The organism is Bacillus sp. FSL M7-0003, from assembly GCF_038628485.1.
GTDB classification, from domain to species: domain Bacteria; phylum Bacillota; class Bacilli; order Bacillales; family Bacillaceae; genus Bacillus; species Bacillus safensis.
Genome location: NZ_CP152024.1, coordinates 1,892,028 through 1,912,074 on the forward strand (window position 1 = coordinate 1,892,028; position 20,047 = coordinate 1,912,074).

The 20,047-nt window shown below is 43.2% G+C and carries 10 protein-coding genes; 4 read left to right on the forward strand and 6 right to left on the reverse strand.

Features of this window, described 5'->3' with window-relative positions; genetic code table 11:
- Nucleotides 1–18: 18 nt before the first annotated feature.
- The 3 genes from nirB to MHI23_RS09550 form a co-directional block, all read right to left on the reverse strand.
- Complete coding sequence (gene nirB, locus MHI23_RS09540; protein WP_342491923.1) at nucleotides 19–2,430, reverse strand: nitrite reductase large subunit NirB; 2,412 nt, start codon at nucleotides 2,428–2,430, stop codon at nucleotides 19–21.
- Between the two features lie 69 nt (nucleotides 2,431–2,499).
- Nucleotides 2,500–4,659: a molybdopterin oxidoreductase family protein gene (locus tag MHI23_RS09545; protein ID WP_185854474.1), complete on the reverse strand. Its 2,160-nt coding sequence runs from the start codon at nucleotides 4,657–4,659 to the stop codon at nucleotides 2,500–2,502.
- Complete coding sequence (locus MHI23_RS09550; protein WP_342491924.1) at nucleotides 4,656–6,905, reverse strand: FAD-dependent oxidoreductase; 2,250 nt, start codon at nucleotides 6,903–6,905, stop codon at nucleotides 4,656–4,658. Before MHI23_RS09550 ends, MHI23_RS09545 begins: the two co-directional genes overlap by 4 nt.
- Nucleotides 6,906–7,075: 170 nt before the next feature.
- Here MHI23_RS09550 and MHI23_RS09555 point away from each other — a divergent pair, with 170 nt between their 5' ends.
- A complete protein-coding gene (locus tag MHI23_RS09555) occupies nucleotides 7,076–8,278 on the forward strand; it encodes a nitrate/nitrite transporter (RefSeq protein WP_268423763.1) in 1,203 nt (400 codons plus the stop codon).
- Between the two features lie 60 nt (nucleotides 8,279–8,338).
- Here the strand turns inward: MHI23_RS09555 and gltD are convergent, their stop codons facing one another.
- Together gltD and gltB are read right to left on the reverse strand one after the other, a co-directional pair.
- Nucleotides 8,339–9,823, reverse strand: a complete 1,485-nt coding sequence (gene gltD / locus MHI23_RS09560) for a glutamate synthase small subunit (RefSeq protein ID WP_268421457.1) — start codon at nucleotides 9,821–9,823, stop codon at nucleotides 8,339–8,341.
- Between the two features lie 16 nt (nucleotides 9,824–9,839).
- Entirely contained in the window at nucleotides 9,840–14,411 is a 4,572-nt protein-coding gene (gltB, locus tag MHI23_RS09565; protein ID WP_342491925.1) for a glutamate synthase large subunit, read from the reverse strand.
- 153 nt (nucleotides 14,412–14,564) lie between these two features.
- On the opposite strand from gltB, the gene MHI23_RS09570 reads away from it, so the two are divergent.
- From MHI23_RS09570 to MHI23_RS09580, 3 genes are all read left to right on the forward strand, one after another.
- Entirely contained in the window at nucleotides 14,565–15,467 is a 903-nt protein-coding gene (locus MHI23_RS09570) for a LysR family transcriptional regulator (RefSeq protein WP_024422648.1), read from the forward strand.
- Between the two features lie 94 nt (nucleotides 15,468–15,561).
- Complete coding sequence (locus tag MHI23_RS09575; RefSeq protein WP_197203089.1) at nucleotides 15,562–17,298, forward strand: ABC transporter ATP-binding protein; 1,737 nt, start codon at nucleotides 15,562–15,564, stop codon at nucleotides 17,296–17,298.
- Nucleotides 17,291–19,120, forward strand: a complete 1,830-nt coding sequence (locus MHI23_RS09580) for an ABC transporter ATP-binding protein (RefSeq protein ID WP_198456995.1) — start codon at nucleotides 17,291–17,293, stop codon at nucleotides 19,118–19,120. The genes MHI23_RS09575 and MHI23_RS09580 overlap by 8 nt, the downstream gene beginning before the upstream one ends.
- A 50-nt stretch (nucleotides 19,121–19,170) precedes the next feature.
- Here the strand turns inward: MHI23_RS09580 and MHI23_RS09585 are convergent, their stop codons facing one another.
- Nucleotides 19,171–19,998 (reverse strand): MerR family transcriptional regulator, encoded by an 828-nt coding sequence (locus MHI23_RS09585; RefSeq protein ID WP_025093145.1) that lies wholly within the window; start codon nucleotides 19,996–19,998, stop codon nucleotides 19,171–19,173.
- Nucleotides 19,999–20,047 lie beyond the last annotated feature (49 nt).

Sequence of the window (20,047 nt, forward strand, 5' to 3'; positions counted from 1 at the left end):
CTCATCCCTTCAATTGATTTATACGGAAGCCGTCGCTTTTTGAAATAATTGTCTCGTGTCTTTTTGGCTCTCGCGAAGCTCCTGCCAAGGCTCTTCATATGTTGAAAGCGCAATGTCCATTCTTTCGATTAAGGCTGCTCGTTTTTCATCATCCAGGAGTACTGATTGAATATGCTCTAACCCAAGTCGCTCAACCCAAGCAGAGGTTCTTTCTAAATAATTTGCCGTTTCTCTGTAATATTGAAGGTATGCTGCGGCCATTTGCTCTACTTCTTCTGCTGTACTGACCTTCATTAATAAATCTCCAGCCCGCAGGTGTGTGCCGCCATTTCCGCCGGCGTACAATTCAAACCCTCCATCTATCCCCACGATACCGAGGTCTTTAATTCCGGACTCTGCACAGTTTCTCGGACAAGCAGAGACGGCCATTTTTACTTTATGCGGTGTAGCAAGACCTTCAAATTTCTTTTCTAGTGCAATTCCAAGAGCCATGGAGTCCTGCGTGCCGAACCTGCAAAATTGTTCTCCAACACAAGTTTTAACTGTTCTTAAAGATTTCCCATATGCATAACCCGATGGCATATCTAGATCCGCCCACACTTTTGGTAAATCTTCTTTTTTGACACCTAGAAGATCGATACGCTGACCGCCAGTCATTTTCACAAGCGGTATTTCATATTTGTCGACGACATCGGCTATTTTCCTCAAGTCATTTGCATTGGTGACGCCGCCGTACATTCGCGGAACAACTGAATAGGTACCATCGTTTTGAATATTGGCATGCATGCGTTCATTTACAAAGCGTGAGCTCTTTTCATCTTTGTATTCAAGTGGATAAAGCATGCCTAAATAATAATTCAGTGCAGGTCGGCATTTTGAACAGCCCTCTTCTGTATTCCAGTCAAGTACATTCATCACTTCTTTGACATGCTGCAAGCCTTTTTCTTTGATTTCATGAATGACTTCATCTCGTGAAAGAGTGGTGCAGGCGCAGATGGTTTCTTTTTGGGCTGTCCGGCTTGCATCCTCACCTAGCGTATACCATAGAATCTCTTCGACAACAGGCTGACAGCCTCCGCAAGATCGTGAGGCACTTGTACATTGCTTGACTTCCTGAAACGTTGTTAAGCCTTCTTTCTGAATGGCTTCTACAATTTGCCCTTTTGACACGCCATTACAGCCGCAAACGATATGGTCGTTTGCCATGCTGTCAATCGTGCTTTCTTGCGCCGGATCATTGGAGGTTAAGACAGATACCTTCTCCATATCCGACATATCTATTCCTTCTTTAATGTACGAGAATAAACGAGGTCCGTCGCTTGTTTCTCCAAACATGACGGCGCCTACTAATCGGTTTTGCTGGAAGACGAGTTTTTGATAGATGCCTTTTTGTTCGTCAAAAATTTTAATCGCCTTTTTCTCATCGTTTTCAACAAAATCACCAGCTGAAAATACATCAACTCCTGATACTTTCAGCTGTGTTGACAGAACAGAGCCTTCATATGAAGCAGGGTTCAAGCCGCATACATACTTGGCAAGTACAGCCGCTTGATCGTACAAAGGAGCAACTAATCCGTACGTTTGTCCCCTGTGTTCCACACATTCTCCGACGGCATAAATGCCCGGGACACTCGTTTCCATAAAATCATTGACGATAATCCCACGGTTCACTTCAAGCCCGCTTATTTCTGCAAGCATTTTACTCGGTTTAATTCCCGCAGCCATGACAACTAGGTCTGCCTCAATTGTAGTGCCGTCTGAAAATGATAAACCTTCTACTCTTGTATCTCCTAAAATCTCATTTGTCTGTTTTCCAAGCAGGAATTTCATCCCCTGTTCTTCTAATGCTTTTTGAAGAAGCTGTCCTGCAATAGGGTCTAGCTGGCGTTCCATTAAATGAGAGCCGAGGTGAATGACATTCACTTCCATGCCTAAGTTTAATAGACCGCGTGCTGCTTCAAGCCCAAGGAGTCCGCCTCCAATGACTGCTGCTTTTTTGTACATAGTAGAGGCATTGACCATTTCCTCAGTGTCTTGCAATGTACGAAAAGCCGTTACGCCTTTTTTATCACTCCCTGGAATTGGCAGGATAAATGGAAGTGACCCTGTTGCTAAAATCAATCGGTCATAATATACGGTCCGTCCTTGATCACTGGTGACTGTTTGGTTCTCTGTATCGATCTTCACAATGGTCTCGTTTGTAAACAGCTGAATATCATGCTTTTGATACCAGTTCCAATCGTTTAACGTAATATCTTCGACTTTCGTATCCCCTTGAAGCACTTTCGATAAAAGAATTCGGTTATAGTTAGGATGCGGTTCAGTCCCAAATACCGTCATGTCGAATCGTTCGCCGTCTGTTTTTAAAATGTTTTCAAGGCTTCGAATGCCGGCCATACCGTTCCCCACTAATACGAGTTTTTCTTTCATGAAAAAACACCCCTCATGTGATCATTTTTTAGAAAGTACCACACTCTAAACATAGATGGAAAATACATGTTAAAATTTCTCACATAGTTTTTCATTCACGTAGGCTGACAGCTGTACAGGACAATATTTAAAGCCTGGCATTTTACTGTGCGGATCTAGTTGATCATCAATTAATTGATTAATTGATTGATGTTTGCTCCAGTGAAATGGAACAAATACGGTATCTGTTCGAATGGTGTCTGATATGCGGCATCTGATGATGACACTTCCTTTTTTTGACTTGATGGTCACGAGCTCCCCGTGCTGAAGTCCATACGTTTTCGCTGTATCAGGATGAAGCTCTGCATATGCTTCAAACTGTCTGGCAACAAGAGAGGTGCTCCTTCTTGTTTGAACGCCTGTTTGGTAATGAGCCATCACCCTGCCGGTCGTTAAATAAAGAGGGTATTCTTGACTGACGGGTTCCTTTGCAGCCTTTTTATCGTGTGTGACGACGGCAAACTTCGCTAAACTGTCAGAATGTGAGAATGCATGTTCAAATAATCTTTCAGTTCCCGGGTCTTCTAAATGAGTACAAGGCCACCTTATGCCTTGTTCCTTCCTTAGTCTTTCATAGGTTATGCCTGAATAATCAGCCTTTGCACCTTTCGTTACGGCTCTTAATTCCTCAAAGATCTCTTCTGCGGATGAAAAGGAAAAATGGCTGCCTTTGCCTAATACAGCTGCTATTTCACAAATGATTTGCCAATCGTGCTTTCTTTGGTGTTTAAGTGGATATGTTGCTTCTCTAAGCGTAACGCGCCCCTCTACGTTTGTCACGGTACCTTCATCCTCTAAATATGACGAAGCAGGTAAAATTACATCTGCCAGCGCAGCTGTCTCAGACATAAATAAATCAACGGCAACAAAAAAGGACAAGTTCTTGATGGCTTGCTGAATCAAGTGCGCATTTGGCCCTGACTGGACAGGATTTGAGCACATTAAAAAGAGCGCTTTGATTTCACCTGCCTGCATTTTTTCAAACATTTCAAAAGCAGACACACCCTTTCCTGGAAGTTCTTTTTCATCAATGTTCCATCGTTCAGCCATTTCTTTTCTGTGAGCAGGGTTTGAGATATCTCGATATCCTGGAAGCTGATCTGCTTTTTGCCCATGCTCTCTTGCTCCCTGGCCATTTCCCTGGCCGGTTATTGCCCCGTAGCCGCATCCAAAGCGGCCGATCTTCCCAGTAACAAGCAGAATATTCAGGAAATTACGGACAGAGGCTGTACCGTCTATTTGCTGCTCAATGCCTCTTGCTGTAAAAATCATGCCTGTCTTTTCTTGCGCGAATTTCCTTGCTATTTTCTGCATCACATCAATCGTCACGCCAGTTTGCTCAGCAATGTCTGGCAAGGAGATGCGTGAGATGTGCTCCTTTAGTTTTTGGAAACCTGATGTTCGTTGATGAATAAATGATTCATCGATTAAATGCTCATGCAGCATGATGTGCAATATGCCGTTTGCCAGAGCGGCATCTGACCCTGGTTTTAGGCTGACATGTAAATCGGCTAATTGGGCTGTCGGAGTTTTGCGCGGATCAATGACGATGAGAAATGCACCATTGTTTTTTGCCTCTTCAATGTAGGGCAGGAAGGTTGGCTGACATTCCGCTATATTCGTTCCAACCAATATCAACACCCGTGCATGCTTGATGTCGCTTAAAGGAAAGGTCAGACCACGGTCAAGTCCGAATGTTTGATTTGCGGCAGTTGCTGCCGAAGACATACATAGTCTGCCGTTATAATCGATGTATTTCGTTTTCAGCGCCACTCTTGCAAATTTCCCGAGTAAGTACGCTTCCTCATTTGTAATTGATGCGCTTCCGTACACACTGATCACATCATGGCCATGCGACAGCTGAAGGGATTCTATGTTTGTTTTGATTTCTTCGAGAGCCTCCTGCCATGTTGCTTTTACAAATTGTCCGTTTCTTTTGATCAGCGGGTGATTCAGGCGATCTTTATGAAGCGCGTGCTGGTGGGCATGCTGTCCTTTCATACAAAGTCTTCCGTGCGTAGTTGGATTGTGTACACCAATCGTTTGGTAACGTGTTCGCCCTTCCACATGCTGCTCGATTAATTGCATTTTGCACTGCATACTGCAAAAAGGACATTGGGCTGGGAATACGCGCTTTTGTTCTTCCTGCTTTGATTTTTGCTGGGCATATTGTAAAAAAGATTGACTCATACCTTCACATCCTTATGTCTTACATTTCCTTGTCTGCTTTGGTCAAATTGCGCACAGAGCTCTTCTCTTATTTCCTCATCAAGTAACTTTTCTCGAATAGAAATGTTTCCTTGCCGTGACAGCCAATCGCCAATAGATTCTTGAAAGTAAGCATTTTTTCTATACTCTTCAAGCAGCGCTTTTAAAAAAGGAATAAGCCCACTTGAATGAGCCAAGGTGTAAAAAAGCTGGCCTCCTATATAAATGTTCCATTCACCCAGCTGCTTTTTCAGACAGATGCCATCAATTGGAGCAAGTTTACACGTGCAAGAAGCACCTGTGATATGAATGGAGGTGACAGCTGGTAAAAGTGTATCTTCCACTTGTCTTTCCAGCTCCATCACAAGTGACGTGACAGCTGGATCGTCACAGTCGCATGAAAGGATATGAGATAGTCTTCTTTTCTCATTAGGCATAATTGGCCAATGATTTTTGACGATTTGTGCCGCATGTTTTGACACACCGATGAGCCGTATTCGTTTATGCCTTGTCAGCTCTGCCTGCTCAATCAGCCTGTTCTCTAACAAAGACGTAATGATTTTCAAAAAATCCAGATCAAGCCGGCCTCCATATAATTGAGGAATCAACATGTCTTCCTGTTCAGCAGCGCCTATTTTTTCCACCGATCCTTGAAATTGCTCGAGATAGTATTGAATGGCCGGCCGGCAGATACCGCAGCCGTGATTCGTTTTCCATTGAAAATGTCTTTTTATTTCTTCAGCATTCACCGGCTGCTGCTTTTTAATAAACGAAAAAATGGTCTGCTCCTCTACTTCTGTACATGGACAAAAAAAGGCCTGCGATTCCGTTTGTTCATGTGATGATAACTGGCAGCAAGCACGGACGAGCTCTTGACAGCCGCCGCACCCAGTTGCTGCCCCTGTCTTTTTTTTCACCTCTTCTAAGTTTGTCAGCTGATGAACCAAAATGCTTTTTAAAATCGTCCCTTTTGTAACGGTTTGACATTGGCAGACGAGGTCTTCCATTTTTAATGAATCTAGTGGGGATGATGGCTTTTCATGAAGGGCTTTCATGACCACACTTTTATCACGTCCCACTTTTACATCTTGCAAAAGCTGATCGGCATTCCCCAGCTCTCCGACGAATAAAATACCTGCCAGCGCCTGACGTTCAAAGACGAATTTTTTATACACCTCTTGCTCTTCATCTAAATAAGTCACAGCTGACATAAACGGAGAATGATGTTCAATACATCCAGCAGAATAAATCGGCAAATCAGGTACTTTTAATTTTGTTGAGTAAATGGGCTTTGGTGTATGTGTGATTTTTTCTCCTAAAAGATGCTTAGCGAGCACGCTTGCTTGTTCATAAATGGGCTGAACAAGGCTATGCACCATCCCTTGGTGCTCTGCACATTCTCCAATCGCATAAATATTCGGGATATTAGTCTCCATCACGTCATTGACAACAATGGCTTTTCTCGTGTGTATGCCATGATTCTCTGCAAGCTGTATATTCGGACGGATACCTGTTGTAAAAACAACAAGATCAGCATCCACGATGTCGCCATTTTTCAATAGGACGCCCTCTACCCTCTCACCGCCTAAGCATGCAATGGTATGGGCATTTGTTTTCACCTGAATGCCTTTTCTTATGAATTTTCGCTGTAATAATCCGGCTGCTGTTTCATCTAATTGGCGCTGCATCAGCCGCTCCGTATAATGAATGATGGTCGTTTCAAGCCCCGCCAGCTGCAGACCGGCTGCTACCTCCACACCAAGCACGCCGCCTCCGATCACTGCTGCTTGTTGATAATGCACCGCATCCGCACAAATGGCCTCATAATCATCAATTGTCCGAAAAGCGTATATCCCTTTTTTGGATACACCCTGAATAGGAAGAAAATTCGGCGATGAACCCGTTGCAATGACGAGCTTGTCATAGGGAATTTCCCGGCGCGCATCTGTCATGACACACTTTCGATTTGTATCGATATGTACAACTGATTCTCCTTTGTACAATGTAATGTCATGCGCGGTGTACCATTCTTTTTCCTTTAGTTGAATTTCAGCGAATGATTCGCTTTTTTGTAAAATCGACGAAAGTTTTATTCGATTGTAGGCAGAGTGCTTCTCTTTTCCAATGACTGTTATGGCATAATGTTCTGGCTGCTTTTGAATGATCTCTTCGATACATTTCATACTCGCCATGCCGTTTCCGATAAACACAAGTTTGCGTTTTGCCATCTGAAATCAACCTTTCTAAGCCTCTTGCTCGAGCACATTGTATGGATTGATTATGGCACACACTTGTAAAAAAGTGTTTATTCATGTCAATTTTTCTCACATAATACTTTCATTACATAAGTGAACTCGCTATCTTTAAGTCAGAAAATTCAAAATAGAGGAGGCGTTTTATGAAACTCTCAGAATTAAAATCAAGTGGTCATCCTAAAACATTGTTTGGTTCCTTTTTATATTTTGATGTGAGCTTTATGATTTGGGTTTTGTTAGGGGCGCTGGGTGCTTTTATTGCACAAGATTTTGCTTTATCAACCGTAGAGAAAGGCATGATTGTGGCCATTCCAATTCTATCTGGTTCTTTTTTTCGGATTGTGCTTGGTTTATTCACCGATCGAATAGGACCTAAAAAGACCGCAGTGATAGGAATGCTTTTAACGACGATTCCGCTTATTTGGGGGTTTATCGCTGGTACAACCCTTTCAGAGCTCGTACTGATTGGGATTTTGCTTGGAGTAGCAGGAGCAAGTTTTGCTGTTGCTTTGCCAATGGCAAGCCGCTGGTATCCTCCTCACTTACAAGGAGTAGCCATGGGGATTGCAGGCGCCGGGAATAGTGGAACACTAATCTCCACCTTATTTGGTCCAAGGCTTGCGGAGATTTACGGGTGGCATGCCGTAATGGGGCTCGCTTTGATTCCGTTAAGTCTTGTCTTTTTGTTTTTTATTTTCACTGCAAAAGATGCACCAAATCAGCCCGCTCCTCAGCCGATCCGGTCGTACTTTTCAGTATTTCAAGTGAAATCGACATGGTTTTTCTGTTTGCTTTATGCGATCACATTCGGAGGATTTGTCGGGCTTTCCAGTTTCCTCAGTATTTTCTTTGTAGATCAATATGGGGTTTCAAAGATTCATGCTGGTGATTTTGTGACACTTTGTGTGGCGGCAGGCAGCTTCTTTCGGCCTGTGGGCGGTCTCATTGCCGATAAAATAGGCGGAATGAAAGTACTGCTTGGATTATTCGGAATCATCGGCATCTGCTTAGGAGGAGTGAGCAGTCTTCCAGCTTTACCTGTGGTCATTGCGCTTTTATTTGTAGGGATGATGTGCCTTGGGATGGGAAATGGCGCTGTTTTTCAGCTGGTGCCTCAAGTATTTCATAAAGAAATTGGGATTGTGACCGGAATTGTTGGGGCTGCTGGAGGCATTGGCGGATTCATTTTACCTAATATTCTTGGCAGTTTAAAAGAATTGACTGGCTCATATACGTTTGGCTTTTTGACCATTTCCCTTTTTGTTCTGATTGTCTTCCTCTGTTTAGTCGTATCGCAGCTTAAACGTAAAAAAGTGTTGATCAACCGTACCATTTCTGAATCATAAAAAGCCATGACCACACGTTGGTCATGGCTTTTCTTTATATTGTAACACCCTTTGTTTGACCTATTTTGGCAGAACCGAACTCCCCATTAAATAACGGTCTACCTCGTGCGCCACTTGTCTGCCTTCATTAATTGCCCAGACAATCAAGCTTTGCCCGCGTCTTGCATCTCCCGCTGCAAATACGCCTTCTACATTTGTTGTATATTCCCCATATTTTGCGTCAATGCGATTGTTTTTGCTGTCCAAGCCAAAGTGTTTCACAAGCGGCTGTTCAGTTCCCTCAAAACCAATTGCAATAAAGACGAGCTGAGCAGGCCATACCTTTTCTGTCCCTGGAATTTCATGAAATTCAAACTTCCCTTGTTCGTTTTTCACCTTTTCCATTTGAATGGTATGAAGCTCTTTTAATTTCCCATTTTTATCTGCCACAATCTTTGTGGTTTGAATTGAATATTGACGCGGATCTTCTCCGAATTTTGCTTGTGCTTCTTCATAAGCATAATCCAGCGAGAAAACATAAGGCTGTTCTGGCCACATGTTATCCCCTACACGTGTATCCGGAAGCTTTGGATGCTTCCCGAATTGAACAACACTTTTTGCTTTTTGGCGAAGTGCAGTTGCAACGCAGTCTGCACCTGTATCTCCTCCGCCGATCACAATCACGTCTTTTCCTTTTGCATCAATGAAGTTTTTGTCTTTAAATCCTGAATCAAGCATGCTTTTCGTTGCAAGGGTTAAATAATCCATCGCAAGGTGAATCCCTTTTGCTTCCCGGCCCTCAATCAACAGATCACGCTGCTTTTGTGCACCTGTACAAAGGATAACTGCATCAAACTGCTCTTTCAGTTCGTCGGCAGTTATATCTACGCCGATTTCTGTGTTCGTCACAAAGTCAATGCCTTCTTGTCTTAGAAGTTTGACTCTTCGCTCGACCACTTCTTTGTCGAGCTTCATATTCGGAATCCCGTATGTCAGCAGTCCGCCAAGACGGTCAGAACGCTCGAACACTGTGACAGCGTGCCCTGCTTGGTTTAATTGATCAGCACTTGCAAGTCCTGCTGGTCCTGAGCCGACAATGGCAATTTTCTTCCCTGTACGGCTTGAAGGGATTCTTGGTGTGATCCATCCATTTTCAAAACCTTTATCAATGATCGTGCGTTCGATATTTTTAATCGAAACAGCCGGATCATTGATAGCGACTGTACATGACCCTTCACAAGGTGCAGGACATACTCTCCCAGTAAACTCTGGGAAATTATTTGTTTTTTGCAGTCTTTCGAGTGCTTCCTTCCATCTCCCGCGATAGACAAGATCATTCCATTCTGGAATTAAGTTGTAGATCGGGCAGCCAGACACGCCGCCCCTGATCTCCATCCCAATTTGACAAAACGGTGTTCCGCAATCCATACATCTAGCGCCCTGCTTTTTCAATACGTCATCTGTATAAGGAGCTGAATATTCTTTCCAGTCATTTTGACGAGTGAGAGGGTCACGTTCATTTGGCTTTTCTCTTTTATAATCCATAAAACCTGTTGCTTTGCCCATTGTCCTCTCCCCTTTCTTAATGAGCGAGGGCTGCTTTTTGCCCGTTTGCCGTTTCTTGATTTTTCGGTCTTGTGTTTGCTTCAAAGGCAAACATCACCGCTTCTTCATGACTGAGGCCCGCTTGTTTTTGTTCTTCAATACTTTGAAGCATCATTTTGTAATTTCTCGGAATGACTTTGATGAATTGATCCTTTTCTTGCTCCCAGTTTTCAAGAAGTGCTGCTGCTTTTGAGCTGTTTGTATAATCAAGGTGTTCCTTGATCATTTGCTTTACTTCTAGTTCTTCTTCATGATCTGTGAGCTTTTCAAACATGATCATTTCCATATTGCACATTCTTTTGAACTGTTTTGCATCTGATGTATGGATGTAAGCCACACCGCCAGACATACCTGCACCAAAGTTTTTCCCAACGTCTCCTAAAATAACGACACGTCCGCCAGTCATGTATTCACAGCCGTGATCTCCAATTCCTTCAACAACCACATGTACACCTGAATTACGAACAGCAAATCGTTCACCAGCACGCCCGTTAATATAAGCTTTTCCGCTAGTTGCACCGTAAAATGCAACGTTTCCTACAATGACGTTTTCATGTCCATTTTGTACAAAATGATCAGACGTTTTAACAGCAATTTTGCCTCCTGAGAGTCCTTTGCCGATATAGTCATTTGAATCACCTGTTAAATAGAGAGACATGCCCTTTGGCACAAATGCGCCAAAGCTTTGTCCAGCTGAACCAGTGAATCTGAGTGTGATCGTATCCTCTGGCAAGCCCTCTTCCCCGTAGCGCTTAGACACTTCACTGCCAGTAATGGTTCCGGCCACACGGTTGATATTGCGAATGTTCAATGATAGATCAACCGGTGTTTGATGATTCAGCGCTTCTTGCACATAAGGAAGGATTTCATTCATATCCAGCGATTCGTCAATTTTATGATTTTGCGGTGTTCTGAATGTCCGCGCTCCTTCTGGCTGATAAAGCAGTGTTTCAAGGTTTAGCTGGCCTGCTTTCCAGTGAGCTTTTACTCGTTCACTGACCGCTAGGACGTCCGTACGTCCGATTAATTCATCCATTGATGTAAAGCCAAGTTCCGCTAAGATTTCTCTTACTTCCTCTGCAATAAACATCATGAAGTTCACAATGTGATCAGGGTTACCCATGAACTTTTTGCGAAGCTCTGGATTTTGTGTGGCAACACCGACTGGGCAAGTATCTAAATGACATGCTCTCATCATCACGCAGCCCAGCACGACAAGTGGAGCTGTCGCAAAGCCGTATTCTTCTGCTCCTAAAATCGCAGCCATCACAACGTCGCGGCCAGTCATTAACTTTCCGTCTGTTTCAAGAACGACTCTCTCGCGTAGACCATTTAACACAAGGGTTTGATGCGCCTCTGCCAATCCAAGCTCCCAAGGAAGCCCTGTGTGTTTAATACTTGTTTTCGGTGAAGCTCCTGTACCGCCATCATAACCACTGATGACAATGACGTCCGCAGTTCCTTTTGCTACACCTGCTGCAATCGTGCCAACGCCGGCTTTAGATACAAGCTTGACACTGATGCGTGCATCACGGTTCGCGTTTTTCAAATCATGAATCAGCTGTGCCAAATCCTCAATGGAATAAATATCATGATGCGGCGGTGGTGAAATCAATCCGACACCTGGCGTAGAACCACGTACATCGGCCACCCAAGGATACACTTTATTTCCTGGCAGCTGTCCGCCTTCTCCAGGTTTTGCTCCTTGCGCCATTTTAATTTGCAGTTCATCTGCATTGACCAAGTAATGACTTTTCACACCAAATCGGCCAGAAGCGATTTGTTTAATCGCACTTCTGCGGTCATCACCGTGTTCATCTACTGTAAAGCGGGCAGGATCTTCTCCGCCTTCTCCGCTGTTACTTTTACCGCCAATTCGGTTCATCGCAATCGCAAGTGCCTCATGCGCTTCTTTACTTAAAGATCCAAATGACATGGCACCTGTCTTAAAGCGGCGCACGATGGATTCAGCAGATTCAACCTCTTCCAGACGAACCGGCTTTTGTTTTGGCTGAAATGCAAACAAGTTTCTGAGGAAGCCGATTCTTTCTTCATCTGCTGCTTTTGTATATTGTTTAAATAGATCGTAATCTTCATTACGGCATGCCCACTGGAGCGTATGGATCGTTTTTGGGTTAAAGGCATGATGCTCTCCATTTTTTCTCCACTGGAATTCACTGCCTGATTCAAGTGTCTGGTCAGTTGCTGCTTGATACCCTGCTTCATGGCGGAGTTTTGCCTCATGAGCAATGGTGTCAAGATCAATCCCGCCAAGCTGAGAAGCTGTTCCTGTGAAATACGCTTGAATGACGTCTTCACTAATCCCGACCGCTTCAAAGATTTGCGCGCCTCTATAGCTCTGCACAGTGGAAATTCCCACTTTGGACATGACTTTGACGACACCTTCTGTCACACTTTTACCAAACTTTGTAACAGCTTCATCAAAGCTGATCGAAATCGCTTCGTCTGCAATCAGCTGTTTGTACGTTTCATAGACAAGGTAAGGGTGAATCGCATCTGCGCCGTAGCCAATTAGTGCGGCAAAATGATGGACCTCTCTCACCTCTCCAGATTCAACGATCAGACTGACCTTTGTCCGTAGACCTTGACGCACAAGATGCTGATGAAGTGCACTTAGCGCAAGAAGTGGTGGAATCGGTACTTTTTGTGCTGTCATTTCACGATCTGAAAGGATTAATAAAGAGACACCTTCTCTGATCGCTTTTTCCGCCTCTTCAAACATCGCATCCAGTCCGCGCTTTAAATCATCGGTGAAAAGTGTATGGATTGTTTTGCTTTTAAAGGCATTATGAACAATCGTTTTCAAGCCGTTAAATTGTCCGCTCGTTAAGACCGGTGTATAAAGTTTAATTCTTCGGCATGAATATTCATTCGGATGTAAAATATCGCCTTCGGCTCCTAACCAAGTCATGGTTGATGTCACGAGCTGCTCACGAATGGCATCGATCGGCGGGTTTGTGACTTGTGCAAACAGCTGCTTAAAATAATGAAAAAGAGACTGCGCACGATCTGATAACACAGCAAGCGGTGTGTCACTTCCCATTGAACCGATTGGGTCCTTGCCTTCCTCTAGTAAAGGAATTAAATACTTTTGAATGTCTTCATACGTATAATGGAACGCACGCTGACGCGTCAATAAATCATCCATTATACTAGAATTTTCTGAATTTTCTTCCGAGCGATTGACGTGAACCATTTCTTCATCGAGCCATTTTTGATAAGGCAGTTCATTCGCAATGGTCGATTTCACTTCTTCGTCAGAAATAATTCGTCCTTCTTCTAGATCAATGAGCAGCATTTTTCCAGGCTCAAGACGATCTTTATACTTCACATCTTCTTCATTTGTGTCAATTACGCCAACCTCAGAAGAGAAAATGATATGATCATCATTCGTGACATAATATCTTGCCGGTCTCAATCCGTTTCGGTCTAAGATCGCTCCGATTTGTTTCCCGTCCGTAAAGGAAATGGCTGTTGGTCCATCCCACGGCTCCATGAGAGAACTATGGTATTCATAAAATGCCCGTTTCTCTTTCGACATGTGCGTGTTTTCCGTCCAAGGCTCAGGAATCAGCATCATTGCTGTATGAGCAGGTGTACGGCCTGCAAGCACAAAGAATTCAAAGGCATTGTCTAAAATGGATGAATCACTTCCGTCTGCATTCAGCACTGGCAAAATCTTGTCTAAATCGTCTCCGAAGGCTTCAGATACGAATTGTTGTTCTCTTGCTCTCATCCAATTGATGTTTCCTCTTAATGTGTTGATTTCTCCGTTGTGAATTAAGTAACGGTTTGGATGGGCTCTTTCCCATGTAGGAAATGTATTTGTACTAAATCTTGAATGAACAAGTGAAAATGCAGAAACAAATGTTTCATCCTGTAGATCAAGATAAAAAGCATCGACTTGATCTGATGTTAAAAGCCCCTTGTATACGATGGTTTGACTCGACAGGCTGACAAAGTAAAATTGCTTTTCCTCTCTTGTTCCCCAGTTCTCAGCCTGCTTTCGGATGACATATAATTTTCGTTCAAATGACAAACGATCTGTGATGTTGTCGTTTGCTCCGATAAAGACCTGTCTCACAACCGGACAGCTCTTCGCTGCGACAGTACCAATTTTTCCTGGATCGACAGGAACCGTTCTCCAGCCAATTAATGTTTGACCTTCTTGTTTAATGAACCCGTTGATTTTCTGTTCGATGGCTTGACGCGTTTTTTCGTCATCATCTTTTGAAAAGAAGACCATTCCTACCCCGTAACGGCCTTTTTCAGGAAGTGCAAATTCTTTGCAGTTCTTTCTAAAGAAAGCGTCTGGCAGCTGTACCATTAAACCGGCACCATCACCTGTATACGGATCACTGCCTTGCCCGCCGCGATGATCAAGCTGGCACAGCATTTGTAATCCCTTTTTGACGATGCTATGTGTCGCCTCCCCTTTTAAATGGGCGTACAGTCCGATTCCACATGCATCATGTTCAAATTCAGGACGGTAGAGACCTTGTGGTTGTGGTAGTTGATTATAAGTCATCGTTTCTCTCCCCCGTTTAAAAGATCCGTTTTTTCACAGTAATAAAATCTCACAAACTCTGTAACTTATTTTAAGTTTTCAAATTGATATAAACAATATATAATTTAGATCAAAACAATCTCTTTTTGAGATAGATGGGTGTGAAGTGCAAAAATGGAGCTTCGTCAGTTACGTTATTTTGTAGAAGTCGCAGACCGTGAACACGTGTCAGAAGCGGCTGAAAACTTACATGTTGCCCAATCTGCCATCAGCCGGCAGATTGCGAATTTAGAAGAAGAGCTTGGAGTGGCCTTATTCGAACGAGAAGGACGAAATATCAAATTAACGAAGATCGGCAGACAATTTTTAGATCATGTCAGAACTGCACTCAAAGCCATTGATTATGCGAAAGAGCAAATTGATGAATACTTAGATCCACACAAAGGAACGGTGAATATTGGCTTTCCTACAAGTCTAGCAAGCCAAGTACTCCCTTCTGTCATCTCCGCCTTTAAGCAGGAATATCCAGAGGTCGATTTTTTACTTCGTCAAGGATCCTATAAATTTCTCATTGAAGCGGTCAAAAATCGAGATATCGATCTCGCCTTTTTAGGACCCGTACCGACAAACGATTCTCAAATAGAAGGAAATATTTTATTTTCCGAAAGCATATATGCCCTTTTACCGGTTAGCCACCCCTTTAGCGGACAAAGGAGTATTCATTTAAGTGATTTAAGAAGGGATCATTTCGTTTTATTTCCTGAAGGGTATGTGCTGAGACAAATTGCGGTTGATGCTTGCAAGCAGGCAGGCTATGAGCCTACCATTTCATCTGAAGGAGAAGATTTGGATGCGATTAAAGGTCTCGTCTCGGCAGGTATGGGTGTTACCTTATTACCCGAAAGCGCCTTTTATGAAACAACACCGCGATTTACAGTGAAAATTCCGATCGATTTTCCTCAAGTGAGACGAACGGTTGGCATTATTGCATCTAAAACGCGCGAAATGTCTCCTTCTGCCCATGATTTTTATGTGTTTGTGAAGGATTTCTTTTCTAAAATTGAACAATATAAATAATTCATTAAAAGAAGACATTTCATTTGTAGAAATAATCCCTCTTTGTATATGATGGGTTACAGAACAAAAGACTATATGGAAGAAAGGTATTCGTATGAAATCAATTTTATCGTTTTTAAAGCCGTATCGGCTGTCCGTAGTGTCCATTGTCATTCTCACCTTTTTAAGCAGTATGCTCCAGCTGTATTTACCGACGTTAACAGCAGATATCGTTGATGTCGGTATCGTCCAGGGAGATATTGCTTACATATGGAAGGTTGGTGGCTGGATGGTGGCTTGTTCTTTACTCGCCATTTTGCTCACCATTTGGAAGTCTTACTTGTCATCAAAGACAGCACTTGGCTTCGGCCGTGATATGAGAAGACAGCTGTTTGTGCATGTCGAGCAATTTTCATTAGAAGAATTTCAAAAGATCGGCACATCTTCCTTTATTACTAGATCAACAAATGATGTGAAACAAGTCCAAGATGTGACGATTATGATTTTACAAATGATGACGCGGGCCCCGCTCATGCTTGTGGGCGGAATTATTTTGGCTGTTTCCAGGGATGCTGTCCTGTCTCTTATCTTTTTAGCGGCCCTCCCCCTTCTTGGCGGATTCATCTATTTGGTGTCAAGAAAAGCCATCCCTCTATTCGGCCAGCTTCAGAAAAAAACAGACCGGCTGAATTTAATTATGCGGGAATCTCTTTCAGGCATCCGCGTTATTCGTGCATTTAACCGTGTGGATGATGAAAAGGAGCGATTCCAAGAAGCCAACACGTCCTATAAGGACACTGGTCTTAAAGTCAACCGTTTAATGGCTTACTTGTTTCCATTTATGCTGATCATCATGAACTTCACGAATATCGGTATTGTCTGGCTTGGTGCAAACCGAATTGATGCCGGAGAAATGGAAGTTGGGAATCTCATTGCCTTCATTCAATATGCGATGATGATTTTAATGGCACTTATTATGCTGTCGATGAGCTTTATTATGGTCCCAAGAGCACAAGCATCAGCTAAACGCATGAATGAAGTGTTAAACATGGAACCAAAGATTAAAGATAAAGAAGAATCTATGACTGAGCTTCACGAGCCCGCTCAATCCATTCGCTTTGAGGATGTGTCATTTTATTACTCAAATGCTGAGAAACCGGCCGTTCAAGGTATCACGTTTGAAGCCAAAACTGGTGAAACGACAGCCATCATCGGAAGTACGGGTTCTGGGAAAACAACGCTTCTCCAGCTGATGACGCGCTTTTATGAAGTGTCTGAAGGCCGGATTACACTAGATGGTGTAGACATTAGAGAACTGCCTCAGGAGAAACTGAGAAACCAAATGGGCTATGTCTCTCAAAAAGCTGTTTTATTCAGCGGAACCATTGCCGAGAATGTACGCTTTGGCAAACAGGATGCAAGCGATGAAGACATCTGGCAGGCGCTGCGAACTGCGCAGGCCGAAGAATTTGTTTTGCAAAAAGATGGCGGAATTGATGCAGAAATTGATCAAGGTGGTTCCAATCTATCCGGCGGCCAAAAGCAGCGGCTTTCCATTGCAAGGGCGCTAGTGAGAAGACCATCATTCTATCTGTTTGACGATAGCTTTTCAGCACTTGATTACAAAACAGATGCGAAACTGCGGGCATCATTAGAAGCAGAAAAAGCTCATGCAGCCCTCATCATTGTGGCTCAACGAATCAGTACAGTGAAACATAGTGATAAAATCATTGTACTTGATGAAGGGAAAATCGCAGGTATCGGAACACATGAACAATTATTAAAGGACAATCTTGTATACCAAGAGATTGTCGCCTCTCAGGAAGGTCAGGAGGTGAGCGAGGATGAGTAAGAAAATGTCTTCTGGCATGGGCCATAAAGGCGGCCACCCTAAAGGGCCAGCCGCAAAACCGAAGGAATTTAAGAAAACACTGCTACGTTTGACAGGCTATTTAAAACCAAGGAAATTTCAGCTGATCATCGTCTTTATTGCAGCGATTGGTTCAACTGTCTTTAACGTCATTAGTCCAAAGCTGCTTGGGGATGCCACCTCTTCCCTATTTGACAGCTTTACGAATGGAACAGCCGTTCAATTTGACGTCATTTCACGGATTTTATTGCTGCTTGTCGTGCTGTACGTCGTTGCTTCCCTCTTTTCATTCGTTCAGCAATATGTCATGGCTGGTGTCTCTCAACAGACCATTGCTGAATTACGGCAGGAAGCAAATGACAAGCTCACACGTCTCCCCCTTCGTTATTTTGATAAAACAACCCACGGGGACACGCTAAGCCGTGTGATGAATGATATCGATAATATTAATACATCGCTTCAGCAGGCGCTCACCCAAGTGATTACATCTGTGATTACAGTCATTGGGATTGTCGTCATGATGCTCTTCATCAGTCCGCTGCTTACATTGCTTGTTTGTTTGACGCTGCCACTCAGCATGTTTGCGATTCGCGGTATTACGTCATTTTCTCAAAAGCATTTTAAAGCGCAGCAAAAAGAGCTTGGCACGATCAATGGACATATCAATGAGATGTTCACAGGACATCAGACAGTTCGTGCGTATGGCTACGAAAAGAAAGCAATCGATACATTTGATGAATTAAATGAAAAGCTGTATGAATCATCAAGGAAAGCGCAGTTCATTTCTGGTTTAATGATGCCAATGATGACCTTTATCGGGAACCTTGGCTATGTGGCAGTCAGTGTAGCCGGCGGGATTCTTGTCATTAACGGGAATATTCGTGTCGGGGATGTGCAGGCGTTTATCCAATACACACAGCAAATGTCTCAGCCGCTTGTGCAAGCATCAAGCGTCGCAAACTTAGTTCAATCGGCGATCGCTTCTGCTGAAAGGGTGTTTGAAATTCTCGATGAGGAAGAAGAAAGTACCGAAGAAGATGCGGCAATTGATCTTGCATCACTCTCAGGTGATGTGAGCTTTGAACAAGTTCAATTCGGATATGAAAAAGGTCATCCGATTATTAAAGATTTGAATTTAGATGTGCAAGAAGGACAGACGGTTGCCATTGTCGGACCAACAGGTGCGGGAAAAACGACCATCATTAATCTTTTAATGCGTTTTTACGAATTAGATCAAGGATCCATACGCATTGGCGGTATCAAAACAACTGACCTCAGCCGTCAGCAAGTACGAGAATTATTTGCGATGGTTCTTCAAGATACATGGCTCTTTGAAGGAACGATTTACGACAACATTGCCTATGGCAGGCAGCACGTTTCCAAAGAGGATGTCATCAAAGCCGCCAAACATGCCTATGCAGATGATTTCATCCGCACGCTTCCAGATGGATATGACACACTGTTAACAGAAGATGCAGGCAACCTGTCTCAAGGTCAGCGCCAGCTGTTAACCATCGCCCGTGCCATTTTATCTGATCCAAAGATCTTGATATTAGATGAAGCAACAAGCAGTGTGGATACACGGACAGAGATGCATATTCAAAAAGCAATGAATGAATTGATGAAAGGCAGAACGAGCTTCGTGATTGCACACAGACTTTCAACAATCAAGGATGCAGACCTTATTTTAGTCATGAAGGATGGAAGCATCATTGAAAAAGGATCGCACAGCGAACTTTTAAAACAAAAAGGCTTCTATGCAGACTTATATATGAGTCAATTTGCCGAAAATCAAGTGGGATAACATCAAAAAAAGAGGATAGACACGCATGTCACATGCTGTCTATCCTCTTTTCAATTGTCATCTGCTCGCTTCTTTACTTTTACACTGAGCTTCGTTATATACTCTGCTTCATCTTTAGACATGAGCGAATGAAGTAAATACTCCTCAAATACATCTCCATCCAGCATCATGCCTTCTTTCTCGATTTCATCTAACAAATGCGAATAAGCAGATTCGATCTCATCAAATGTTCCTTGATCATACATCACCGCATAGAGCCCGCCAGGTTTTTTGACTGCCCCCGGGCCATCCATTCGGCAGAACAGCTGATCTGACTGATGATAGTGCCGCTTACGGAACTGCTCCTTTTTTAAGACAGAACCATTTGCCGCAGCCCCTTTTATGCCAACTCCCTTTAAAAATTCCCCTACAATACGTGATATTTCTTCTACAGGTGTATTGAAGTCGATCGGGTTTGATGCACTTAGTACAACAGGTTCTTCTGGCAGCTCTTGAAACAGGACCTCCCCTATTTTCACATTTGCTAATTCATGTGTCGTCTCCATCACCCGCATAAGAAAAGCCTGGATGTCTTGAAGTTTTTCAATCTCTTGTTTGACCTTTTTTATTTGGTCGGCCGCTAGGCTTTGCAGTCTTTCGCGGGAAGGTTCTGTGAAATATTGTTTTAACTCTTTGATCGGAAATTGAACAGCCCGCAAGGATTGAATCGCAATAAAATGGTCAAATTGCTCAAGTGTATAGTAGCGGTATCCATTTTCGTGAACACCAGCCGGCTTAAATAAATCGATTTTATCATAATAAAGAAGCGTATCTTTTTTGACATCAAATAGCTTGGCAAATTCTCCAGTGAAAAACGTTTTTTGCACATCATTGATCATGATGAAGGCTCCTTTCTTGACTATGGAGTAACTCCATCCTTTATTATAA

Excerpts from the sequence above, each read along its gene's own strand:
- nirB (WP_342491923.1), bottom strand. The coding sequence starts at position 2,430 with ATGAAAGAAAAACTCGTATTAGTGGGGAACGGTATGGCCGGCATTCGA.
- MHI23_RS09545 (WP_185854474.1), bottom strand. The coding sequence starts at position 4,659 with ATGAGTCAATCTTTTTTACAATATGCCCAGCAAAAATCAAAGCAGGAA.
- MHI23_RS09550 (WP_342491924.1), bottom strand. The coding sequence starts at position 6,905 with ATGGCAAAACGCAAACTTGTGTTTATCGGAAACGGCATGGCGAGTATG.
- MHI23_RS09555 (WP_268423763.1), top strand. The coding sequence starts at position 7,076 with ATGAAACTCTCAGAATTAAAATCAAGTGGTCATCCTAAAACATTGTTT.
- gltD (WP_268421457.1), bottom strand. The coding sequence starts at position 9,823 with ATGGGCAAAGCAACAGGTTTTATGGATTATAAAAGAGAAAAGCCAAAT.
- gltB (WP_342491925.1), bottom strand. The coding sequence starts at position 14,411 with ATGACTTATAATCAACTACCACAACCACAAGGTCTCTACCGTCCTGAA.
- MHI23_RS09570 (WP_024422648.1), top strand. The coding sequence starts at position 14,565 with ATGGAGCTTCGTCAGTTACGTTATTTTGTAGAAGTCGCAGACCGTGAA.
- MHI23_RS09575 (WP_197203089.1), top strand. The coding sequence starts at position 15,562 with ATGAAATCAATTTTATCGTTTTTAAAGCCGTATCGGCTGTCCGTAGTG.
- MHI23_RS09580 (WP_198456995.1), top strand. The coding sequence starts at position 17,291 with ATGAGTAAGAAAATGTCTTCTGGCATGGGCCATAAAGGCGGCCACCCT.
- MHI23_RS09585 (WP_025093145.1), bottom strand. The coding sequence starts at position 19,998 with ATGATCAATGATGTGCAAAAAACGTTTTTCACTGGAGAATTTGCCAAG.